16 protein-coding genes are annotated in these 18,997 nt (G+C 63.9%); 5 read left to right on the forward strand and 11 right to left on the reverse strand.

The genetic code is table 11. From position 1 onward, the window contains the following. Positions 1-2: 2 nt before the first annotated feature. The 11 genes from AC07NT_RS12825 to AC07NT_RS12875 form a co-directional block, all read right to left on the reverse strand. On the reverse strand, positions 3-1,004 hold the full coding sequence (locus AC07NT_RS12825; RefSeq protein WP_498598656.1) for an NAD-dependent epimerase/dehydratase family protein: 1,002 nt from the start codon (positions 1,002-1,004) through the stop codon (positions 3-5). After that, positions 991-1,905 carry a glycosyltransferase family 2 protein gene (locus AC07NT_RS12830; protein WP_498598655.1) on the reverse strand — a complete coding sequence of 305 codons (915 nt, stop codon included), beginning with the start codon at positions 1,903-1,905 and terminating at the stop codon, positions 991-993. The genes AC07NT_RS12825 and AC07NT_RS12830 overlap by 14 nt, the downstream gene beginning before the upstream one ends. Positions 1,906-1,976: 71 nt before the next feature. Next, positions 1,977-2,765: a polysaccharide export protein EpsE gene (gene epsE / locus AC07NT_RS12835; protein ID WP_498599160.1), complete on the reverse strand. Its 789-nt coding sequence runs from the start codon at positions 2,763-2,765 to the stop codon at positions 1,977-1,979. 88 nt (positions 2,766-2,853) lie between these two features. Next, positions 2,854-3,930, reverse strand: a complete 1,077-nt coding sequence (locus AC07NT_RS12840) for an outer membrane beta-barrel protein (RefSeq protein ID WP_498598654.1) — start codon at positions 3,928-3,930, stop codon at positions 2,854-2,856. A gap of 92 nt (positions 3,931-4,022) precedes the next feature. Further along, positions 4,023-5,462 (reverse strand): undecaprenyl-phosphate glucose phosphotransferase, encoded by a 1,440-nt coding sequence (locus tag AC07NT_RS12845; protein ID WP_498598653.1) that lies wholly within the window; start codon positions 5,460-5,462, stop codon positions 4,023-4,025. Continuing rightward, positions 5,440-6,321, reverse strand: a complete 882-nt coding sequence (gene epsA / locus AC07NT_RS12850; RefSeq protein WP_498598652.1) for an XrtB/PEP-CTERM-associated transcriptional regulator EpsA — start codon at positions 6,319-6,321, stop codon at positions 5,440-5,442. Before epsA ends, AC07NT_RS12845 begins: the two co-directional genes overlap by 23 nt. 165 nt (positions 6,322-6,486) lie before the next feature. Beyond that, complete coding sequence (locus AC07NT_RS12855; protein WP_498598651.1) at positions 6,487-6,789, reverse strand: hypothetical protein; 303 nt, start codon at positions 6,787-6,789, stop codon at positions 6,487-6,489. Positions 6,790-7,080: 291 nt separating this feature from the next. Continuing rightward, positions 7,081-8,421 carry an O-antigen ligase family protein gene (locus AC07NT_RS12860; RefSeq protein ID WP_498598650.1) on the reverse strand — a complete coding sequence of 447 codons (1,341 nt, stop codon included), beginning with the start codon at positions 8,419-8,421 and terminating at the stop codon, positions 7,081-7,083. Continuing rightward, complete coding sequence (locus tag AC07NT_RS12865; RefSeq protein WP_498598649.1) at positions 8,418-9,692, reverse strand: lipopolysaccharide biosynthesis protein; 1,275 nt, start codon at positions 9,690-9,692, stop codon at positions 8,418-8,420. The genes AC07NT_RS12860 and AC07NT_RS12865 overlap by 4 nt, the downstream gene beginning before the upstream one ends. 13 nt (positions 9,693-9,705) lie before the next feature. After that, a complete protein-coding gene (locus AC07NT_RS12870) occupies positions 9,706-10,887 on the reverse strand; it encodes a glycosyltransferase family 2 protein (protein ID WP_498598648.1) in 1,182 nt (393 codons plus the stop codon). Between the two features lie 94 nt (positions 10,888-10,981). Beyond that, the gene (locus tag AC07NT_RS12875) at positions 10,982-12,028 is read right to left on the reverse strand and encodes a WecB/TagA/CpsF family glycosyltransferase (protein WP_498598647.1); all 1,047 of its coding nucleotides are present in this window, start codon (positions 12,026-12,028) and stop codon (positions 10,982-10,984) included. Between the two features lie 303 nt (positions 12,029-12,331). Here AC07NT_RS12875 and AC07NT_RS12880 point away from each other — a divergent pair, with 303 nt between their 5' ends. The 5 genes from AC07NT_RS12880 to AC07NT_RS12900 all read left to right on the forward strand — a co-directional run bounded on the left by AC07NT_RS12880 (position 12,332) and on the right by AC07NT_RS12900 (position 18,991). Next, a complete protein-coding gene (locus tag AC07NT_RS12880; protein ID WP_498598646.1) occupies positions 12,332-13,375 on the forward strand; it encodes an endonuclease/exonuclease/phosphatase family protein in 1,044 nt (347 codons plus the stop codon). A 129-nt stretch (positions 13,376-13,504) separates the two neighbouring features. Then, on the forward strand, positions 13,505-14,971 hold the full coding sequence (locus AC07NT_RS12885) for a GumC family protein (RefSeq protein ID WP_498598645.1): 1,467 nt from the start codon (positions 13,505-13,507) through the stop codon (positions 14,969-14,971). Positions 14,972-14,979: 8 nt separating this feature from the next. Continuing rightward, the gene (locus AC07NT_RS12890) at positions 14,980-15,789 is read left to right on the forward strand and encodes a CpsD/CapB family tyrosine-protein kinase (RefSeq protein ID WP_498598644.1); all 810 of its coding nucleotides are present in this window, start codon (positions 14,980-14,982) and stop codon (positions 15,787-15,789) included. Between the two features lie 128 nt (positions 15,790-15,917). Then, positions 15,918-17,843, forward strand: a complete 1,926-nt coding sequence (locus AC07NT_RS12895) for a glycoside hydrolase family 9 protein (protein WP_498598643.1) — start codon at positions 15,918-15,920, stop codon at positions 17,841-17,843. After that, entirely contained in the window at positions 17,840-18,991 is a 1,152-nt protein-coding gene (locus AC07NT_RS12900) for an acyltransferase family protein (protein WP_498598642.1), read from the forward strand. The genes AC07NT_RS12895 and AC07NT_RS12900 overlap by 4 nt, the downstream gene beginning before the upstream one ends. Positions 18,992-18,997 lie beyond the last annotated feature (6 nt).

Here is an 18,997-nt window from a genome sequence, read left to right on the forward strand (position 1 = left end):
CGTCAGACGGTGGAGGTCCGGTTGCCAGCAAGGAACCAGCGCGCGCATTCGTCGAGCCCCTGCTCCAGCGGTTTCCAGCGCAGTCCCAGCACCTGTTCTGCCCGCTCGACACGCATGCGCATACCCAACCGGCACAGATCCGTCAACCACGGTCGCACAGCGGGAATCGCATCATTACCGACGATACGCTCGCGAATTTTCAGCAAGGGACCGAACAGGCGCAGCTCAAGCTGCAGACGCCGGCGTCCGATGCGTGGCACAGGCTGGGTCTGGAGCGCGTGCGCGTACCGCATGAAATATTCGTTCCAGGTCGGCACCGCCGGACTGCCGAGATTGAAGGCCTGCCCCGCGGCTGTTGGCATGCGCAGCGAGGCCAGAATCGCGGACGCAACGTCGTCCACATGGACGAGGTTGCAGCAGCCCTGGCCCGCGTCGCCCAAGTCGCCGAGTCGCCGGGCGACCAGCAGGCGCGCAATACGATCGGTCCACCAGGGACTGCCTGGGCCGTAGACGATGCCGGGCCGCAAACGCACGGCATAGGGTCGCTCCGCGGCCAGCCTGTCGACCAGGGCCTTGGCCGTGCCGTAGTCGCTGTAGTCCTCGCGCAGCGGGCTGTCCTCATCCACAGTGCCGGCCACACCTCCGTAGGCCGCCAGACTGCTGAGGTAGACCACACGCGGCGCCACCGGCATCCTTGCCGTCACATTGAACAGTGCCCGGCCACTCTGCACAATGCTCTCGGGCGAACCCGCGATGCAGTTGACGACACCGGCAGCACCTTCGAGTGCAGACTGCAGCGCGCGCTCGTCTCGGGCGTCGATCGCCAGCCGGCGCGCAGCCGGGTGCAGGACAGCCCCCTCGATCCTGCGTCCCACACCCACAGGACGGGCCCAATCCGACGCGGCAAGCGCATCGACCACGCGGCGGCCGATGAAACCACCCGCCCCCAGGACAACGACGTCCTGCCGGTCCGATGCAGCGGCAAGCACGCTAGGCGTATTCACCGTAACGGGCACCCAAAAAAGCGGTGAGCTTGCCCACGTTGGCCCAGGCCTTGATCAGCCAGACAACGGCACGATGCCGGCCCAAGGGCAGGCTCAACAAAGCCAGCACCAGGGCGATGCCGAACTGTGCGAGCCAGCGCAGGCCTTCCAGGAACAGGCGCAGCGGGTGATGGTGACCGAAGCGACCCGCGATCACGAGCCGGCCGAAGTGCTGGCCACCGCTGTATGCGCGTTGCAGCAGCCAGCGCGCCGACAGGCGCTTGGGCTCCACGGGCTCGAAGACGGGCGCTTCGTCACACCAGATCACTTTGGCGCCTTGCGCGATCAGGCGCATCAGCATATCGCCATCCTCACCTGTGGAAACGCCGTAGGCTACGTCGAAAGGACCGGGCAACGCACGCAGCGGCTCGCCCGCGAGCAGCACATTGCCGAAACGCAGGTGGCTGGTCAGCACGATCTCGCCCGTGACCTGGTGTGGCCAGTCATAGAACCGGCCGCGACGGATCCAGGCCGGCGCGGCTTCGGGGACCTGTGGCTCTACCGGCCCCAGAACCCCATGAGCGCCGTGATCCCGCGCGGCCTGCATCAGGCGCTCCAGCCATTCGGGCGGAGCACGCTCGTCATCATCGACAAAGGCGAGCCACTGACCGCTGGAGCGGTGCACGGTCACGTTGCGTGTGATCGAAATACCGCGCTCGGGCTGGATCGCATAGATCAGGCGGAAAGGCGCCACCCCAGCCTCAAAGGCCTCGACCACGGGTCTGGCACTGCCTGACGCATCGTTGTCGGCGATCACCACCTCATCCGGCATCAGCGTCTGCCGGGCCAGGTCTTCCAGCAAGGCACGCAGCTGGTCCGCACGGCGATACGTTGCAATGCAGACACTGAGATTTATTGACATGCAGTCCACTCCCTACCGGCTCTCTTCACAAGTCAGCTCCCCACCACCCAGCGAGGCCCCTACCCGTCTGGTCAGAACAGGCTTTCGCGCACGAAAACCACGTCGTCGGGCAGCAGCAGGTCGGTCAGTGCCGGCGCGACTTCCTCGTAAGTCCCATTGGCCTTGCGCCGCTGGACCCGGACCCGGTTTTCGGTCCCGCGTTTGGAAAGCCCACCGGCGGTGACCAGCGCCTGCTGCAACGTCATCTGGTTCTCCAGGCGGTAGGACCCCGGCTTTTGCACCTCGCCATAGGCGTAGAACACCTGGGCGCGCGGCACGTAGACCACGTCGCCCCCGGTGATGAGCACGTCATCGTCGTTCTCACCCTTGCCGTAGGCCTGGGAAATATTGATTTCCCGCCGGAAATTGGCGCCGTTGCGCTGGCCCGTCACGATGACGTTGTCGGAGCCCGTAGTCGTCACACCGCCGGCCAGTGCCAGCACATCCGACAGGCGGGTGTTGACGAATTCCAGCGACACCAAACCGGGCTTGGCAACGTTGCCGAGCACGACCGCCTGCTGGCGACGCGCCGAAACGAGGTTGATGGCCACCTGGGGGGCCTGCATGTAGCCTCCGGACACGAGGGCGGCACCGATCTGCTTCTCGGCCTCCGGCAGCGTCTTTCCGACCAGCCGCTGGGCGCCGATCAGGGGAAAGGAGATCTGACCGCTTTCCTGGATCCGGTATTCGGCGCTGAGGTCCGGGTTCTTGTAGACCACCACCTTGATCACATCGCCTGGCCCCAGCTTGTCGCTGACGATCTTTTCCTCCGCTTGGGCACCCGCCAGCACGGCGGCGAAAAGCACGACGGCCGCAAGCACGCGGCTCAAAATATTCTTAACAACCATCTGCGTCACCTGTTGCCTTTTCAAAAATCGGGATCACCCCAGAGGCAGCGCTGCCTCCGGCTCAAAACGTATAGGTTCCCTGGAGCGTCACATTGTTCGCGATGAAGTCCGCATTGGCGACGTTCGACGTACGCGCCGTACGCCCGACACTGAGCGATACCAATGCATTTTCCCGAAGCGCCCAGTACAGCCCGAGGGACTGTGTCTGGACATTGTCGACACGGCCCGAGGCGCCCGCGCCGGGATCGCCGTAGTCACGGGTCACGCCACTGCGGAGCAGCCCCCGCCATATCAGCTTGGGCGACATCTCCCACGCGGGCGTGAGTGCAATGAAATCCGTCACCGAATAGACCGAATTGAGGCCCGGGTTCGCGTAGAACTGTCGTTGCACCGACACCGCCAGGGAGGTCTTCGCGGTGATGGGCCAGTTGGCCTGCGCGCCACCTCCGACGACGGAGAAGTCGTATTCCGGGCGCAGCGCATAGGTCTGGTTCCAGTGCTGGATCTGCCACGAGAAGGTGACACCGTCCGGTTGCTCCGCCGTTGTAAATTTCAGCTCGCTGGAATGGATGACAAAGTCGTAGAGGTTGTTACCCTTCGCGTCCTGGACCGTCAGCGTCATGGAATTGCCGCTGCGGAAGGTGTAGGTGGCTCCAACGTACACGCCGTTGTACTGGAAGCTCGTCTGGCCCAACACAGCACCCTCGTTCTTGGAGCTGGAATACACCAGGCCGGAATTGAGATCCCAGCCGCCGTCCAGTTCGTAGCCCAGCGACAGCTGGCTGACATCGGTCGTATTCAGGTTGCGCTGCGTGGAACCGGCATTGGCAGCGGCGGGGTTCTGGGACACCACATGGCTGGCGCTGGCCCCGCCGTGGAAACCGGTCCCCGAGGCCCACTGCCAGCCCCCGGAAAGATTGGCCCCGATGTAGTTCCAGTCCGAGTGAGCCAGGTACTGGTTATCGCTGAACGCCGCGTCCAGAGCCAGGCGCTGCCGGCTGTGAGCCGCCTTCAAAGAAAACCCGATCGTGCTGGTGACGATGACGTCGGAAACCGCATCGGAAGAAGATGCAAAGAGGTTGTCCACCGCCTGCACGCCGGCGCCGACCATGAGCTTGGGGCCGACTTCGTCGACCACGGGAACGGGCTCCTCCTGAGCGAGCGCCAGCCCGGGAAGGGCCGTCAGAAGCAGGGCAGACTGGATGGGGATGTAACGTAAGCAGCGCATGTTCAGTAGGCCTTGTCGTCCTTGAGGACCAGCCGCACAGTCCTGTAGACGATGTAGAGATCCAGCGCGATGGACCAGTTCCGCAGGTAGTCAAGGTCATAGCGTATCCGGCCCTCCATCTTGTCCAGCGAATCGGTCTCGCCGCGGAAGCCGTTGACCTGCGCCCACCCGGTGATACCCGGCCGTACCTTGTGCCGCACCATATAACCCTTGATGAGCTTGCGATACTGTTCGTTGTGCGCCACCGCGTGGGGGCGCGGCCCGACGATGCTCATGCGCCCCTGCAGCACGTTGACAAACTGGGGCAGTTCGTCGATGGATGTCTTGCGCATGAACGCGCCCAGGGGCGTGATGCGGTTGTCGTTCTTGCGGGCCTGCTGCACCTGGGCGCCATCTTCCGTCACTGTCATCGAGCGGAACTTGTAGACCAGGATCTGCTTGCCATCGAGGCCGTAACGGCGCTGCTTGAAGATGATGGGGCCCGGCGAAGTCCATTTCACTGCGACCGCGAACATCAGCATGATCGGCGCGATCAGGATCAGGATGCAGATCGCCAGCACGATGTCCAGCAGGCGCTTGGCGACGGCGGCGATGCCGGCGAACGGCGTCTCGCACACCGAAATGACGGGCACACCACAGACCACGCCGGAGCGACCCTGAATGAGGTCCGTAACGAACATGTCCGGGACAAAGAAGATCGATGCCGTGGTGTCCTTCAGATCATCGAGGATCTGGAGGATGCGCGGCTGCGATGCCATCGGAATGGACAGGTAGATGAGATGGACCTGCTGGGTCCGGACGTATTCGGTCAGTTCGCTGATGGGCCCGATCAGCCGGTAGTCGCCCGATGCTTCCAGACGGTCGAGATCACGGTCATCAAAGAATCCGGCGAGCTCGATGCGCGAGTAGGGGGACTGCGTGATACGGCTCGCCAGGAACACGCCTTGCTCGTTCATGCCGACTATCACCGCGCGCAGCGGCGGTCCTTGCAGGCGAACCAGCGCCGGCGCGACCAGGCGCAGGGCCATGTGGACCAGCACCGAGATGGCAGGGATGACAACCAGCCAGGCCAGCACGACGGCAGACGGAAACACCGTCAGATAGGCCGCCGCATAACACCCGGCCCAAAGAATGAGAACCGTCCAGTACCAATTGACGAGGACTTCGCTGACCATGCTTCCCAGGCGCTTGGCGAGCCGGTGCTTACCCGGAAAAGTCAGGGCAAAGATCACGATGGAGATCGTCAGGTCCAGCAGCGTCAGGCGTCCGCGCAGATAGACCCCGGTCCACCAGACCGACAACACGAGGATGACCGGGTCTATCGCCGCCTCAAGCAGGCTGAGCAGGCTGTCTCGCCCTAGCGAGGGCGGGGCCTCGGCACCAAGCAACTGATAGGAAATGTCGGGCCCGGGCCCCTTGTTACCTTTGGGGATTTGAGCCATGACGGGACTTGAAGACCGAAACCGCCTGCGCCCGGTTGAACACATCCAGTTTCTTGAAAATGCGCTGCATGTGGTTCTTGATCGTGAACGAACTCAGGTTGAGGATGCTTCCGATCTCGACGTTGGTCTTGCCCATGGCAACCCACTTCATGATCTCGGCCTCACGCTCGCTCAACCGAGAGTCATCCTTGACGACCTTGACGGCGGCGCCTGCAACGCCAGCCGCACCTGCTTGACGCGACGGCGCCTGCACCTGCCTCAGGGCGACATCGATGTACGGCACGAGCAACTTGAGCGCGTCGGTGTCGTCACGGTCGGGAACCTGGATGGTGTTGAAGAAGGCATACAGGCAGTCGGCGTGCCCCCGCTGGTCCAGGATGCCGTGGAGGACGACCGAGCGCATACCCGCCATCGTCGGAACGGCGCCAGGAACGACCCCGCCCCGTCCCCAGGCATCGGAAAATTCCGAGACATCCATGCGCAGGGGCTGACGGCCATTGGCCACCCAGCCTGCGAACAGCTGGCTCAGTATCGGCGCAATGCCTCCCGCCGCGACGTTGTGACCTTCGATGCCCGGGTCTGTCGCGAGCAGATCGTAGTGAAGGGCACCGAGCCGGAAGTCCCCCCATGCCGCGATCAGGACGTCATGGCGTATGGCAAATTGCAGGTCCCCGCGTGCGACGGCCGCGAAGTCCTCCGCGCTGCGCACGGCGAGGATGCGATGAGCCACATCACTGAAGCTGGGCCAATTGACGGGAAGCCGGCGCCGCTCGACCCGCGGCATCGCAACCGGAACCCGTCCACGCTCATCGCGTGGAGCCTTTAGCTCGATGCCGACGACCGGCATGTTGGAACGCATAGAAACCGCCACGGCCACTCCCTGGTTACCACCCCATCAGGGGACTTGCTGGAAGCCCATCTTAGTTTCGGTAACAGGTGTTACAACAATTGCAACCGCGGCATTTTCGATACAAGTGCCAAAAATGACCGTTTTTGCCAACCGACCCCTAGGCTTCCCAGCCAGTCACTGCGCGGAACCGCTCCGGCGCAGTGCAATGGAACCCATGGCCAGCAGGGCTAGCAGCACGAGTCGCGGGGTGTTATCGTTTTCGGAGGTTTCGCCGGACTGCAGGGCGAGCGCCCCGGAACCGGGCTGCTGCGTGTTGGCGGCAGGTGCCGCAGATGCGGCGGATGCGCTATCGGTAACAGCTTGGCTGGAGACCCAGCCTGACGTGGCGACATCCGTGTCGGGCTGCGTGGGAGCCGCTTCGGCAAATGTCGTTGCCATACCGATCAAAAGACTTATTACCGTAGCCTGGATTTTCATGACAGCCCCTGAATTGAAAGTATTTGTAAAAAATGTTTCTTTTCAGGGAGTCTAGCGGTCTGTCGCCACTCCTCAATAGGCCATTCGGACTAACAGCAACGCAGGAGTCCGAAAACGTTGATCAAGGTCAACCCGTTCAGAGCTCCGGCCACGGGAACGGACCGAAAAGCGCAACACAAGCGCAAGCCGGGTGCGCAGAATCCATGTTCTGTTTCCCGTACAAGCCCTGGATTGGGGCCCTGTCACCGTCGCGTCACACAAGCAAGGGGCAGAGACGTTCGAGGCCTCTCCCTAAGTGGTGCGCCCAGCCTGTGCTGCCTTGGCCGCACGCTGTGCTTCATGCAAGCTTCGGGCCAGAGAGAACGTCGCCATGGCAAGGATGACGAACTGCACCTCCTTGACGTTGAACCAGCTGGACTCCGAAAGATTTCCGATGGCCTGTTGCATGAAGAAGGCAACGTACAGGGCCGACTGCGCCCGGTCGAACCGGTAGAGCAGCAGGGCATCCCGTCCATAACGCAGGATGAAACCGACCAGCAAGACGAAGCCAATGGCACCGAGGTCATTGATGATGTCCAGGTAGCCGTTGTGCGCCGACGATGGGTAGAAGCCATTGAGCGCGAACTTGATGAAGTAGGACTCCGTCCCCGGAATGGGGCCGTTCCAGAATGCCCCGTAACCGGACCCCATCAGAGGGCGGATCTGGATGTGCGTAACGACCGCGCTCCATATCTCGCTGCGGCCGGAGAAGGTCAGGTCCTTGCCCGTGATCGCAGGGATCGGCTTCAGCAGGATGTCCAGGCCCGGCACCACCTTGAGCATCGCCAGCGCGTACAGAGTGATGGTCAGGATGATGAGCAAGATCGCGTAAGGCATGCTTCGGCGCATGGAGCCAGGTGCCCTCAGCATCAGAGCCATGACGCTGCAGGCAAAGATCGTCGCAATGATCGATGTCGAACTGCGGGACAGGATCAGACAGGCCACAGAGATGGTCCCACCGGCCAGCACTGCAAGTATCGATGCAGTTCGGCTCATCCAGGCGTGCAACCAGAAGATCACACCGAAGGAAGCCAGCGCGCCAAAGACATTTTTCTGGGTAGCCAGTCCATGCCAGGCGTTGAAGAGTTCCGGCGAAGTTTCCTGATGGATCGCCAGGTCTGGGCGCACCAATCCGAAGATGATCGATCCGATGAGCAGCGCCGTGATGGCGGGGCGCACCACGTTCTGGAATCGCAGGCGCTCCCAGGCGGCGACGGCCAGAATCATGGCCGCGCTGCACTCGACGAGCATCCGATACAAACGGCGTGCAGTCATCCCGGGGTCGATCGACCAGACCACACTGAACGCAGCCATGCCGACGAGCAGCCAGAAGAAGGGATTGACTGACTGCACGAGGCGCCACGTTGCCATGGACTTTCCAAGTACCACGAGCAATCCAGCCATCAATATGGCTGTCAGCAGCGCCCGCGTCCAGGGGTTGCCGCCATCGTCCAGTCCAGCCCCGGCATAGTCGAAGTCCGATGGCACGACCATCAGATAGAACATGACCCAAACGGCCACAACAGCCAGCCAGGAGAAACGCCGATCCTTGCGTGGCGCTGGCGTGTACAGGGGCGAATCGGAATGGATCATGACGCCACACGGTCTTTCGGACTGCCCCGTCTGACCTCTTGGTACGACAGCGCCAGCATGCCCAGCAGATTCAGGGTCTCACCGGCCAGAATGCCGGCCACTGCGCCCTCGGCACCCCAGCGCGGAACCGCGAACCAGATGGCCAGCAAGGCGAACACCGAACAGACCACAGTGAACTGGCTCATGGAGCGCAGCCTCGACCGGACCACCAGGAAGCAGCAGATCTGGTCCCGCACCAGCATCACGATGAAGACCGCACTCCAGAGCAGCAGCAAGGCATCGCGGTCAAGAATGGCCTTCTTCAGGACGTCCTCAAAAAACCAGCCCTGCAGCAACCAGACCCCTACGGCATAAAGCAAACCCAGGCCCAGCAACACGACGGTGATCCAGAGCAGGCGACGCAGGACCACGCCCAGACCGACCTCCTCATGCCAACGTGAAACAAGCGGGTAGACAGACTGAGTGACACCAGAGGACAGCAGATTGATCGGTGTGAGCAGAAGCCGTGTCGCGGCGATTGCGGCCACCGCCCGGACATCGAGCAGTGCAGCCACCAGGTAGGTATACCCCTGACTGAAGGACCAGTGCACCGCGGCACCCAGCACTGCCCAGCCACCCTGGGTGGATATCTGTTGCTTGACGGCATCCACTGAGCCGGCGCGGTCCCAGGCCTCGAAGCGCCAGAGCGCACGGCCCAGCAGCTGCCCGCTGACCAACGCCGCCAGGCCCATGCCGGCCACAGCCCACACCGTGGGCCGCGGCAGGAGGGTCGCAACGACCGAGAGCCCGACAAGAAGCACCGCATAAACCAGGTCTCCACGCAGCACGTCACCCGCACGGTGATGGACCAGCAACACCCCCTTGCAGAACTCCCGATGCAGAACCGCCACCGTCGTTACCCCCGCCACCAGCACGAGCAGGGCACGCTCCTCGGCAATCAGGCCGCCAGCCCAGGCCAGAACATCGAGCCCTAGCACGACGGCGGCCAGCCCATAGACCAGGCGCGTGCGTGCTCTCATAACACCACCCACCAGCGATGGCCGCTGCGCCGGGCTGGCGCGAGCCATCATCAGCACAAGGGGCGTCTGAAAGAAAGCGCCCTGCAGACTGGCGAACAGGATGACCGTGACGCTGACCAGCACGTAATAGCCATAGGTCTCCGGCCCGAGTTGACGCAGCAGCAGAAAAGCCACCAGAAAACTCCCAGCCGAAAGAAAGGCCTGAGACAGAACCGTGCTGCCCATCAGACGGGCCGCCGCACCACGCCTCATGACATCTTCCCCGTCATGACACCTCGCGCTCGGTACGCACCCACTCCGAGGTCTTGCGCCCCATCATGATGACCACCTTCCAGACCAGATAGGCAGGTACGTAGAACAGCGCCGTGAGGCCGTGGATGCCCGTGCCGCTGAGCTGCCAGCCCCGCAGCACATGCACGAGCAGGGCAACCATGCAAGCCAGCCCGATCCAGGCGGTGCCGATAAACCCAGGCATCCACCAGGAGAGCGCCACCCCGCACGCGAGCAGGGCCAGCACGTTGATCACCACGTAAGACAGGGGGAGCACCATGAGGTCCAGCGCCAGGTCCAGTTGCACACGATCCCTCGCCCGGACCGCCCGCCCCAGGGTATCGAGCGCGAAGCGGCGGACCAGATCCATGCGCCCGGCCTCCCAGCGCTGTCGCTGCTTGCGCGCGATCACGGCGGAGGTGACCATGTCCGCGTTGGCGTGGGCCTCATCGGCGTAGGCCACGCGGAACCCGCTGCGGCCGAGGATGATGCCGTACTCGAGGTCCTCGGTCAGCGAGAACGATTGATATGGAACCTTGCGCAGGAGGTCGGCCGTGACGCACCATCCGTTGCCCCGGATGCCGCAGGACACACGCAAACGCTCGCGGGCACGCGAACGGACGATGTGGAAGGCGCCCTTGGCAACGGAGATGAGCCGGGTGCGCCAGGACTCCATGGGGTTCAGGATGCCGTAGTGGGCCTGCACCGCCCACTCGCCCTGCTCGATCCGCGCTGCGTAGGCCTCCAGCAGATTGCTCGACACCACAGCGTCCGCATCGATGACGACCAAGGCCTCGGCCCAACCTTCGGCCAGACAGGCATCGAAAGCATGCGCGAGTGCATAGCCCTTGCCACGCAGGTCGGCGTTATTCCGCACCAGAACCTGCGCGCCGGCAGCGGACGCGCGCTCGGCGGTCTGATCGGTGCAGTTGTCGGCCACGACATAGATGCGCATGCGGTCGGCGTCCCAGTCGAGCGTGCGCAGACTGCGTACCGTGCGTTCGATACCCGATTCTTCGTTATGCGCAGGGACGATGACGGCGAAACGCAAACGGCGCGAGGACCGCGCCGGCACCGGCAAGCGGGCTGAGAGCAGGGTCAGGACCAGCAGATAGGCGCAGGACAGCACCGCGGGAACGGCGAGCAGAGCCAATGCGACGATAAGGAGGGATTCCATTCGGTAAAACGGCCATGCGCCCTGTGGGTAACGGTCAAAGTGTACGGCCTAAAACTCGGGACAAGGCGGCAGCGAAACCGATTCCCGGTACAAATCAACGGAAGGCGGGAACGATGGCCAGCAGCCCTCGCACGGCAGCATCCAGATAGGCCGCGCCTCGCGCGTCCACCGTCACACGCTCGCCCCGGGCCGCACAGGCCTGCAGCTGAGCGCGCAGCTCCCCGATATTTTCCCGGGTCCACACACCGTGCAGCCCGATCCGACAGGCGCCCTGGACAGGTGCGCATTCCAGCTGCCCCGACGCAGGACCACGCCGACCAAGCAGACGGTGACCCCACTGTGACGCCATGACCGGCAGGATCCGTGTCACCAGCATCCCGAGCAGGGCGAGCCCATCGGACGCGTAACGCCGCCAGAGCTGCGGTTCTTCCTTGATACGCCAGATCCATTCCAGGCCGATGGAACGCATCCACCGGGGAGCCCTGGCGATTGAGCCAGCGGCCATGTTGACCACGGCACCGAGATGCGAAATCACCGGGGCTTCCAGCCGGCCGCGGTTGTGCTGGATCCACGCCTGCCCCTTGCGGGCGCCCAGCGCCACGACGACGAAATCGGCACCGCTTTCGTTGATCCGCCGGATCACATCGGGATGGCTCATGTCCTCGATCGAGCCGAACCCGGGTGACTCGTACCCGACGCAGACCACACCCGGCGTCTGCTGCCGCTGGCGGCGCTCGTCGGCCATGTGATTGACACGTTCCGCGGCCTGTCTTGCGGCGCCCTCAGGTCCGCCGAAGAAATAGACCTTCACCGTCTGCCGATTCTGGGCGCAAAGCGCCTCGAACAAGTCCGAGCCGGCGACACGGCCGGGGATGGGAACCCCGAGCAGGCGGGCCAGCCAGATGATGGGCATCCCGTCAGCAAGGCACATGTCACTCTGGTACACCGAATCCCTGAAGTCCCGGTCCTGCTGGGAAGCAACCAGGAAGTTGAGGTTGGGCGTGGAGATGAACAGGGGCGTGCGACTGTCCACGGTGCGGACGATGGCGCCCACAGCCGCGTCCATGTCTATCGCGTCAAACGGCAGCCCCGCAATGTCGTAGACAGGCCGCTGGAAATCTGGGCTCGGACGTTGGGCCATCGGACTAGGGTCTGTTCATACTGTGAATCTGCAAGTGTGAACGGGTACTGGCCGTGTGGCCAGACCCTGGCGGCTCAAAACCGGCAAAAACGCCAAATAGTTCCGCAACGCCAGTTCCGCGCCGGGACCAAGTCGTTTAAAGTATACCGACGGTACCGGGTTGCCTATACATATATAAGCACTCCAGACGAGGGAGGCGTCCGGCAGCGTGCCATGACCCGCGACGCAATGTGTCCGTGGACCTCCACGACACTGCCACGGTCGTGGACCCATGGCCACCACTCAACGCAGGACCTCTGTTCCATGAACCGAAAACTCCGCATGACTGCTGCACTGTTGCTGGTAGTCCCCGGATACATCGCTGCAATGCTGCAGGTCCTGCCCGGCGTGCCACTCGCAGTCGCCGAGCTGGCCCGTTTCATCCCCTACTTCTGGCTGCTGGCGCTCGCTGCGCTGGCGGTCCTGCTGCTCTGGCGCCTACCGCTGTGGCTGGTCGCCGTGGTCCTGCTCAACCCGATCCTGGTGCTCACCTTCCACATGGGTCTGCGCTGGAACCCGGCTTCACCGCCCCAGGCACCAGGCCAGGGCCTGCGCGTGATGACCTTCAACACCAAATCCTACAAGCTCAAGCGTGACAGCGCCGGCATGGCGGCACTGGCCGCCGAGATACGCTCGCACAACGCGGACGTGGTGGCGCTCCAGGATGCGGACGTGTTCGCTGAAGATGGCCCTGGTTCAACGCTACGCCGGATGCCACCCATGTTCGGCTACCCCGAGGTGATGGCGCTGGGGCAATATGTCATCGCCAGCCGTTTCCCCATCGAGCAATGCAGCGCGGGCGACCTGAGTCGCAGCGAACGGTCGCGCAATTTCCTGCGCTGCACCCTGTCGGTACGAGGCACACCGCTCACCGTCGTCACAGCACACTTTGTGTCCCCGCGTTATTCACTCATGGCGGTCCGCGGCGCCCCGAGGGCGGGAAGCCTGGGCTGGTCGGCCAACCTTGAAGAACGCATGTTCCAGGCCGACATCCTGGCGCAGGCGCTGGTCTCCATGCCCAGGCCGCTGGTGGTCATGGGGGACTTCAACGCGCCGGAAGACTCGCCCGTGCTGACCAAGCTGCTGGACCTGGAGCTGAATGACGCCTTTTCCGAGGCGGGCAATGGCTGGGGCTACACCTATGGGCACGCCGTGCACCGACAGATCGATTTCCTGCGCATCGACCACATCCTGGTCTCACCGGACCTGGACACCCTCAGCGCGCGGGTGGGCACCAGCCGAACCTCGGACCACCATGCCGTCATTGCCGACCTGCGACTGCGCCAGGCTGGCACGACGCCGCGCTAGGCGGCAGGAAACACCCATGAAATCCGGACTAAACGCACATGCTGGTCGCAGACAGACAGACTACCAGCGTACAGTTCAGGCAACGTCATCAACCGCAAGAGGTGGCCGAGTTCCTCGGTCCAATTGAAGATGGAAAACAGACAAGCAATCGCCAACTACGTTGCGCCGCAACCCGTACACGACAACCGTGAGGTCTGGTCCGCTCCAGCCCCGGCCGAAGAAGACCGCCCGCCGTTTTCGGTCCAGCAGCTCCTGATCATCATGAAGGCGCACTGGAAGGTCGCGGCCCTGGTCTTCGTCCTGGTCGTCATCGCGGCCGCGGCGGTGTCGGTGTTCACCACCAAGACCTACAAGGCGACCGCAACGCTGATGGTGCACTTCAACACCCTGGACCCGCTTGCGGCGAAAGAGTTTGCCGAATCTGCCCAGAACAGCTACCTGCCGACGCAGATAGAACTGATGCAGGGCGACTCTGTGCTCGATGCGGTCATCGAAAGGCTGTCCCTGACTTCGGTTGACGAGTTCACCTCCGGCAGTCCGGCGGATGATGCAACACGCCTGGGCTGGGTCGAGGCCAAGCTGCGCAAGAGCTTGGATATCGAGCAGGGCCGTGCCGGCAGCCAGCTCATCTATGTCCACGCCTCTGCATCGACCGCCGCCATGGCTGCGGACATCGCCAATGCCGTCATCGACGCCTACCTCGAAATCCATTCCTCGGACACGGCGGGCCCGTCGGCGGGACGTGTGATCCGTTACGGCGAGGGTCTCGCTGCGCTCAAGCGCAAGGTCGAGGTCGCGCAGAAGGTCCTCTCCGATCTGCGCGACCGTGCCGGTCCGATCGACTTCGACTCCAAGGGCGACGTCGAGCTCGCACTGCTCGATGCGCTCGAGCACCGTCTCCTGGACGCACGCAACGGGCTGCGCACCAACCAGGCCAAGAGCGCCGGCAAGCGCGAGCTCACGACGTCCATCCTCACCTCGACGGCCATGGCCAATCTGCGGGATGAAGGCAACAAGCTCGCAGCCAAGATGGCCCAGTTGCGTACGGAATACGGGCCCAACCACCCGGACGTACAGGCCCTGCAGTCGCAGATCGACGAGAACAAGGCCTCGCAGGCCGCGACACAGACCGCCTACGCATCCGCAACCACCTCGGACATCGTCGTCGCCAACAGCGAAGTCGAGTCGCTTGAAAAGGCCGTGACCGCGCAGCGCGCCAAGGTCCGGCAGGTCAAGCAGTACCGGGACCTGGCATCGAAGTACCAGCTCGAACTTGAATCCGCCCAGCAGGTGTATCGCAAGGCGCTCGACGGTTACGACCAGGAGAAGTTTGCCGCGCGCGGGAACACGCAGCACCTCAGCATGGCCTCGCGTGCGCGGCCTCCGGTGAAACCCGACAAGCCCAACCGCGTCAAGTACATGCTCGCGGGCATCCTGGCTGGCCTGGTGCTGGCCATGCTGGCGCCCTTCGTGGTCGAATTGCCGCGACGCAAGATCCGTTGCCGCGATGACATAGAGCGCGACATGCGCATCCCGATCCTCCTTGAACTACCGAACCTTCCTGGCGCTTCACTGCAGGCCGTTGGCAGAGCTTGAATATGAACATGAACGACAATTTTTCCGAGCCCGGAGCGCCCGGCCCCGACGATGAGAGGGTCGACCCGCAACACGATGCGGACGGCAACGGCCGCGACCCAGGGGCACGTCGTGAACCCGGGCATACCCAGGACGACGATGACGTCGAAGATGCCGCGTTCTCGATGTCCCTGGTCAAGAACGTCACCTACGATCCGGACCAGCCGCCCCTGCGCTCCCTGCCCAGTGTCCATGGCGAACTGATCCGCAAGCTGCGTACCGAGCTGCTGCTGCGCCACGGTTACGACAACTCCGCCGCACTCGCCTTCGCGGTCGTCAGCACTTCGGCAGGCGACGGACGTTCCCTGCTGGCGGCGGAGCTCGCCATCTCGTTCGCCCAGCTGGGACGCTCCACCCTGCTGATCGACGCCGATCTGCGTTCCTCGCGCGAGCACCGCCTCTTTGGCACGGAAGTCAAGGAAGGCCTCGCGCAGACACTCGCCACCGGCGAGCCCCCCCGACTCAGCAACGTTGAAGGCTTCCCGCCCCTCTCGGTCCTGGCTGCGGGCGAGGACACCGGTCACAACCCGACGGAGCTGTTCTCGAGCATGCGCTTCCAGCGGACCATCGACACGATGCGCAGCATCTTCGACTTCATCATCATCGATACGCCGCCTTTCAACGACTACTCCGACACGCAGATCATCTCGGCCGTCACCGGCCGCGCGCTGACCTTGCACCGCGCCAAGTCCAACAGTTTCCGGGACACCCGGACCATGCTGGACAGCCTCGCAAGGTCCAGGACTGAAATCTTCGGAGGCGTGCTGAACCAGTTCTGATCCCGCACAGCGGTGGACCGAAGGTCGGGATCGGCCTTCAGTCCACCGGCCTCGAAGTCGGATCCACGACAGGCCCCCATCGGTTCTGAACGCCGCCACCCCCACCATCCTCCCCAGGAAAACGCCCCATGGCCCGTCACATTCCCGCTGGCTTCACGAGGATGGCACTCGGTGCTGTAGCGCTGCTGGCGCTCGCGGCGGCGACGTTCCTGGTTTTGCGGGTTGTCCCCGCCGCGCGCGCGCAGGCTTCTCCCCCTGCCAGCATCCCACCGGGTCTGAGCCACATCCTTGTAGACCAGTTCGGCTACCGCCCGGAAGACCCCAAGGTCGCCGTCATACGCAGCCCCGTCGAGGGCTTTGACGCCGCCGACGTCTTCAACCCAGGGTCGCGTTATCTGGTTCGCAGGCTGGACACCGGGGAGGTGGTGCATACCGGCGCACCCGAGCCCTGGGAAAGGGGCAAGGTCCAGCCATCGTCGGGTGACAAGGGCTGGTGGTTCGACTTTTCCGGGGTCCGCGCACCCGGCCGCTATGAAGTGGTCGACACGGAGCGCGATGCCAGGTCTGCACCTTTCGAGATTGCGCCCGACGTCTACCGCAAGGCGCTGCGGGACGCCACCCGCATGTACTTCTACCAGCGCAGCGGTTTTGCGAAACGCGAGCCCTACGCCCAGGCCTGCTGGGCGGACGATGCGGCCTATCTGGGCCCTGGCCAGGAGTCACAGGCACACGACGTGACGGATCGCGACAACCCCGCCAAGGTCCGGGACATGCGCGGGGGTTGGTTCGACGCCGGCGACACGAACAAGTACGTGACCTTTGCCGCACCCGCGGTGCACCAGCTGCTCCTGGCCTTCGAAAATTCGCCCGCTGTGTTCACCGACGACTTCGGCCTGCCGGAGTCGGGCAACGGCATCCCCGACCTGCTGGACGAAGTCCGCTGGGAAACGGACTGGGTCAAGCGCATGCAGTTCGAGCACGGCGGCCTGGCGCTCAAGGTCGGCGCCATCAAGTACCCGGGTGTTGGCGCTCCGAGCAAGGACTCGGGCGCACGTTTCTACGTGCCGGAATGCACCTCGTCCACGATCGCCGGAGCCGGCATGATGGCGCACGCCGCCCATGTGTTCCGCAAACATCCCGGCCTGCAGGCCGAGGCCTCGGATCTCCAGGCGCGGGCCCGCTCTGCCTGGGCCCGCTTTATCTCCGCTCCCCGCCTTCAGACCGACTGCGACCTGCGCGTGGTGAAGTCGGGGGATGCCGACCGGACCGAGGCGGAACAGCGGGGCCTCGCTGCCCAGGCGGCCATCTATCTCTTTGCCATCACAGGCGAGGAGAGCTATCGGAACTACGTCCGCGACCACTACCGGGACCTGCAACCTTACCGTGACATAGGCTGGGGTCGTTACAACGAAGAACAGGGCGAGGCCCTGCTGTTCTTCACGCGCCTGGACGGCATCCCGTCCGAGTTTCGCCAGCGCATCCTCTCGGACCTCCGGCGTGCGATCGCAGGAGGCAATGGCGTCTTCCGGTTCGAGCCTCGCCACGATCTGTACCGTTCCTTCCTGCACGATCCCCAGTACCACTGGGGCAGTCTGCAGCCACGCGCGAACTACGGCAATGTGAATCTTCAGGCGGCCAGGCACAGCATGCCCGACGCGGAGGACGAACGGTCACTGCGTCAGCGGGCGCTGGAGACCTTGCACTACTTCCACGGCGTCAACCCCCAGGGCCTCGTGATGCTCAGCAATATGCGCCAGGCCGGGGCCACACGCTCGCTCGACCAGCTGCTTCATGTCTGGTTCGCCGCGGGCACGAAGTGGGATTCCGTCACCGGGTCCGCCTGCGGACCGGCCCCTGGGTATGTGACGGGGGGTGCGAACGCCAGGGTCGCTGAAGACGGCGTACCCGCATCGGCGCGCCCGCCGCGTGGCCAGCCGCCCCAGAAGGCGTTCCTGGTTTCCAACGACACCCGTATCGCGGCCTGGACCTTCAATGAGACAGGCATCTATTACCAGTCGGCCTACGTCAAGCTGCTGTCGGAGTTCGTCCGATGAGCCGCCAGGAGACCCTGCAACCCGAAGGCGTCAACGTCTCTGCCGAAAAAACATCCTCCTCCGCTGAAACCAGGCAGGGTCGGACGGGAGCACCCTCGCTGCACATCCCCTCCCTGGACGGTATCCGCGCGCTGAGCTTTCTGCTGGTCTTTGTCGCGCACAGCGGCCTGGAAAATCTGGTCCCGGGCGGGCTGGGCGTCACCGCCTTCTTCTTCCTCAGCGGCTACCTGATCACCACCCTGATGAGGATGGAGCACGAGCGCAACGGCCGCGTGAGCCTCAAGCACTTCTGGCTGCGGCGTTCACTGAGGATCCTGCCGCCCTTCTACCTGGTGCTCGCCTTCGCCTACGCCCTGCCGGCGCTGTCCGGCTCCTTCAGTTCAGCCAATATGCAGGCCCTGCTGGCCCAGACCCTGCATGTCACCAACTTCTACATCATCGACCGGGGCTACACAGGCTTCCCCGAGTACACAGGTACGGGCGTCTACTGGTCGCTGGCGATCGAAGAACATTTCTATCTGGTGTTCCCCTTCCTCTACATCTACCTGCAGAAGCGGGGCCTCTCTCCCGCGAGACAGGCAACGGTGCTCGCCCTGCTGTGCACCGCAGCCCTGGTCTGGCGACTGGTCCTGGTATTGGGAATGGGCGCGCCATCCGATCGGACTTACATGGGCAGCGACACCCGCATGGACTCGATCCTCTTCGGGGCGCTGCTGGCCATCGTCGCCAACCCCATGCTCGACGCACCGCGCGGCAGCCCGAAGGTCTGGGCCTGGCTGCTCGTCCCCCTCGGGCTCGCCACCCTGCTGGCCAGCCTGCTGATCCGCAACGAGGCTTTCCGCGAGACGGCGCGCTACACCCTTCAGGGTCTGGCTTTCCTGCTCCTGTTCACTGCGGCCATCCGCTTCCCGCAGTGGCCCCTCTTCAGATGGCTCAATTCGAAACCGCTGGTCTTCCTCGGCGCGCTCTCCTATTCGCTCTACCTCGTCCACCTTGGTGTCCTTTTCATGGTGCGCGACCTGCTGCACGTGGAGTCGATCCTCGCGCGCGGCCTGCTCTCCCTGGCCATCTCGGTCGCCATCTCCTGGTTGATCTACAAGCTCGTCGAAAAACCCTGTGCCGCCCTGCGGCGACGTCTCGTCGATTGACGCCCC

Source organism: Hylemonella sp. GW821-FHT10B10 (assembly GCF_059415585.1).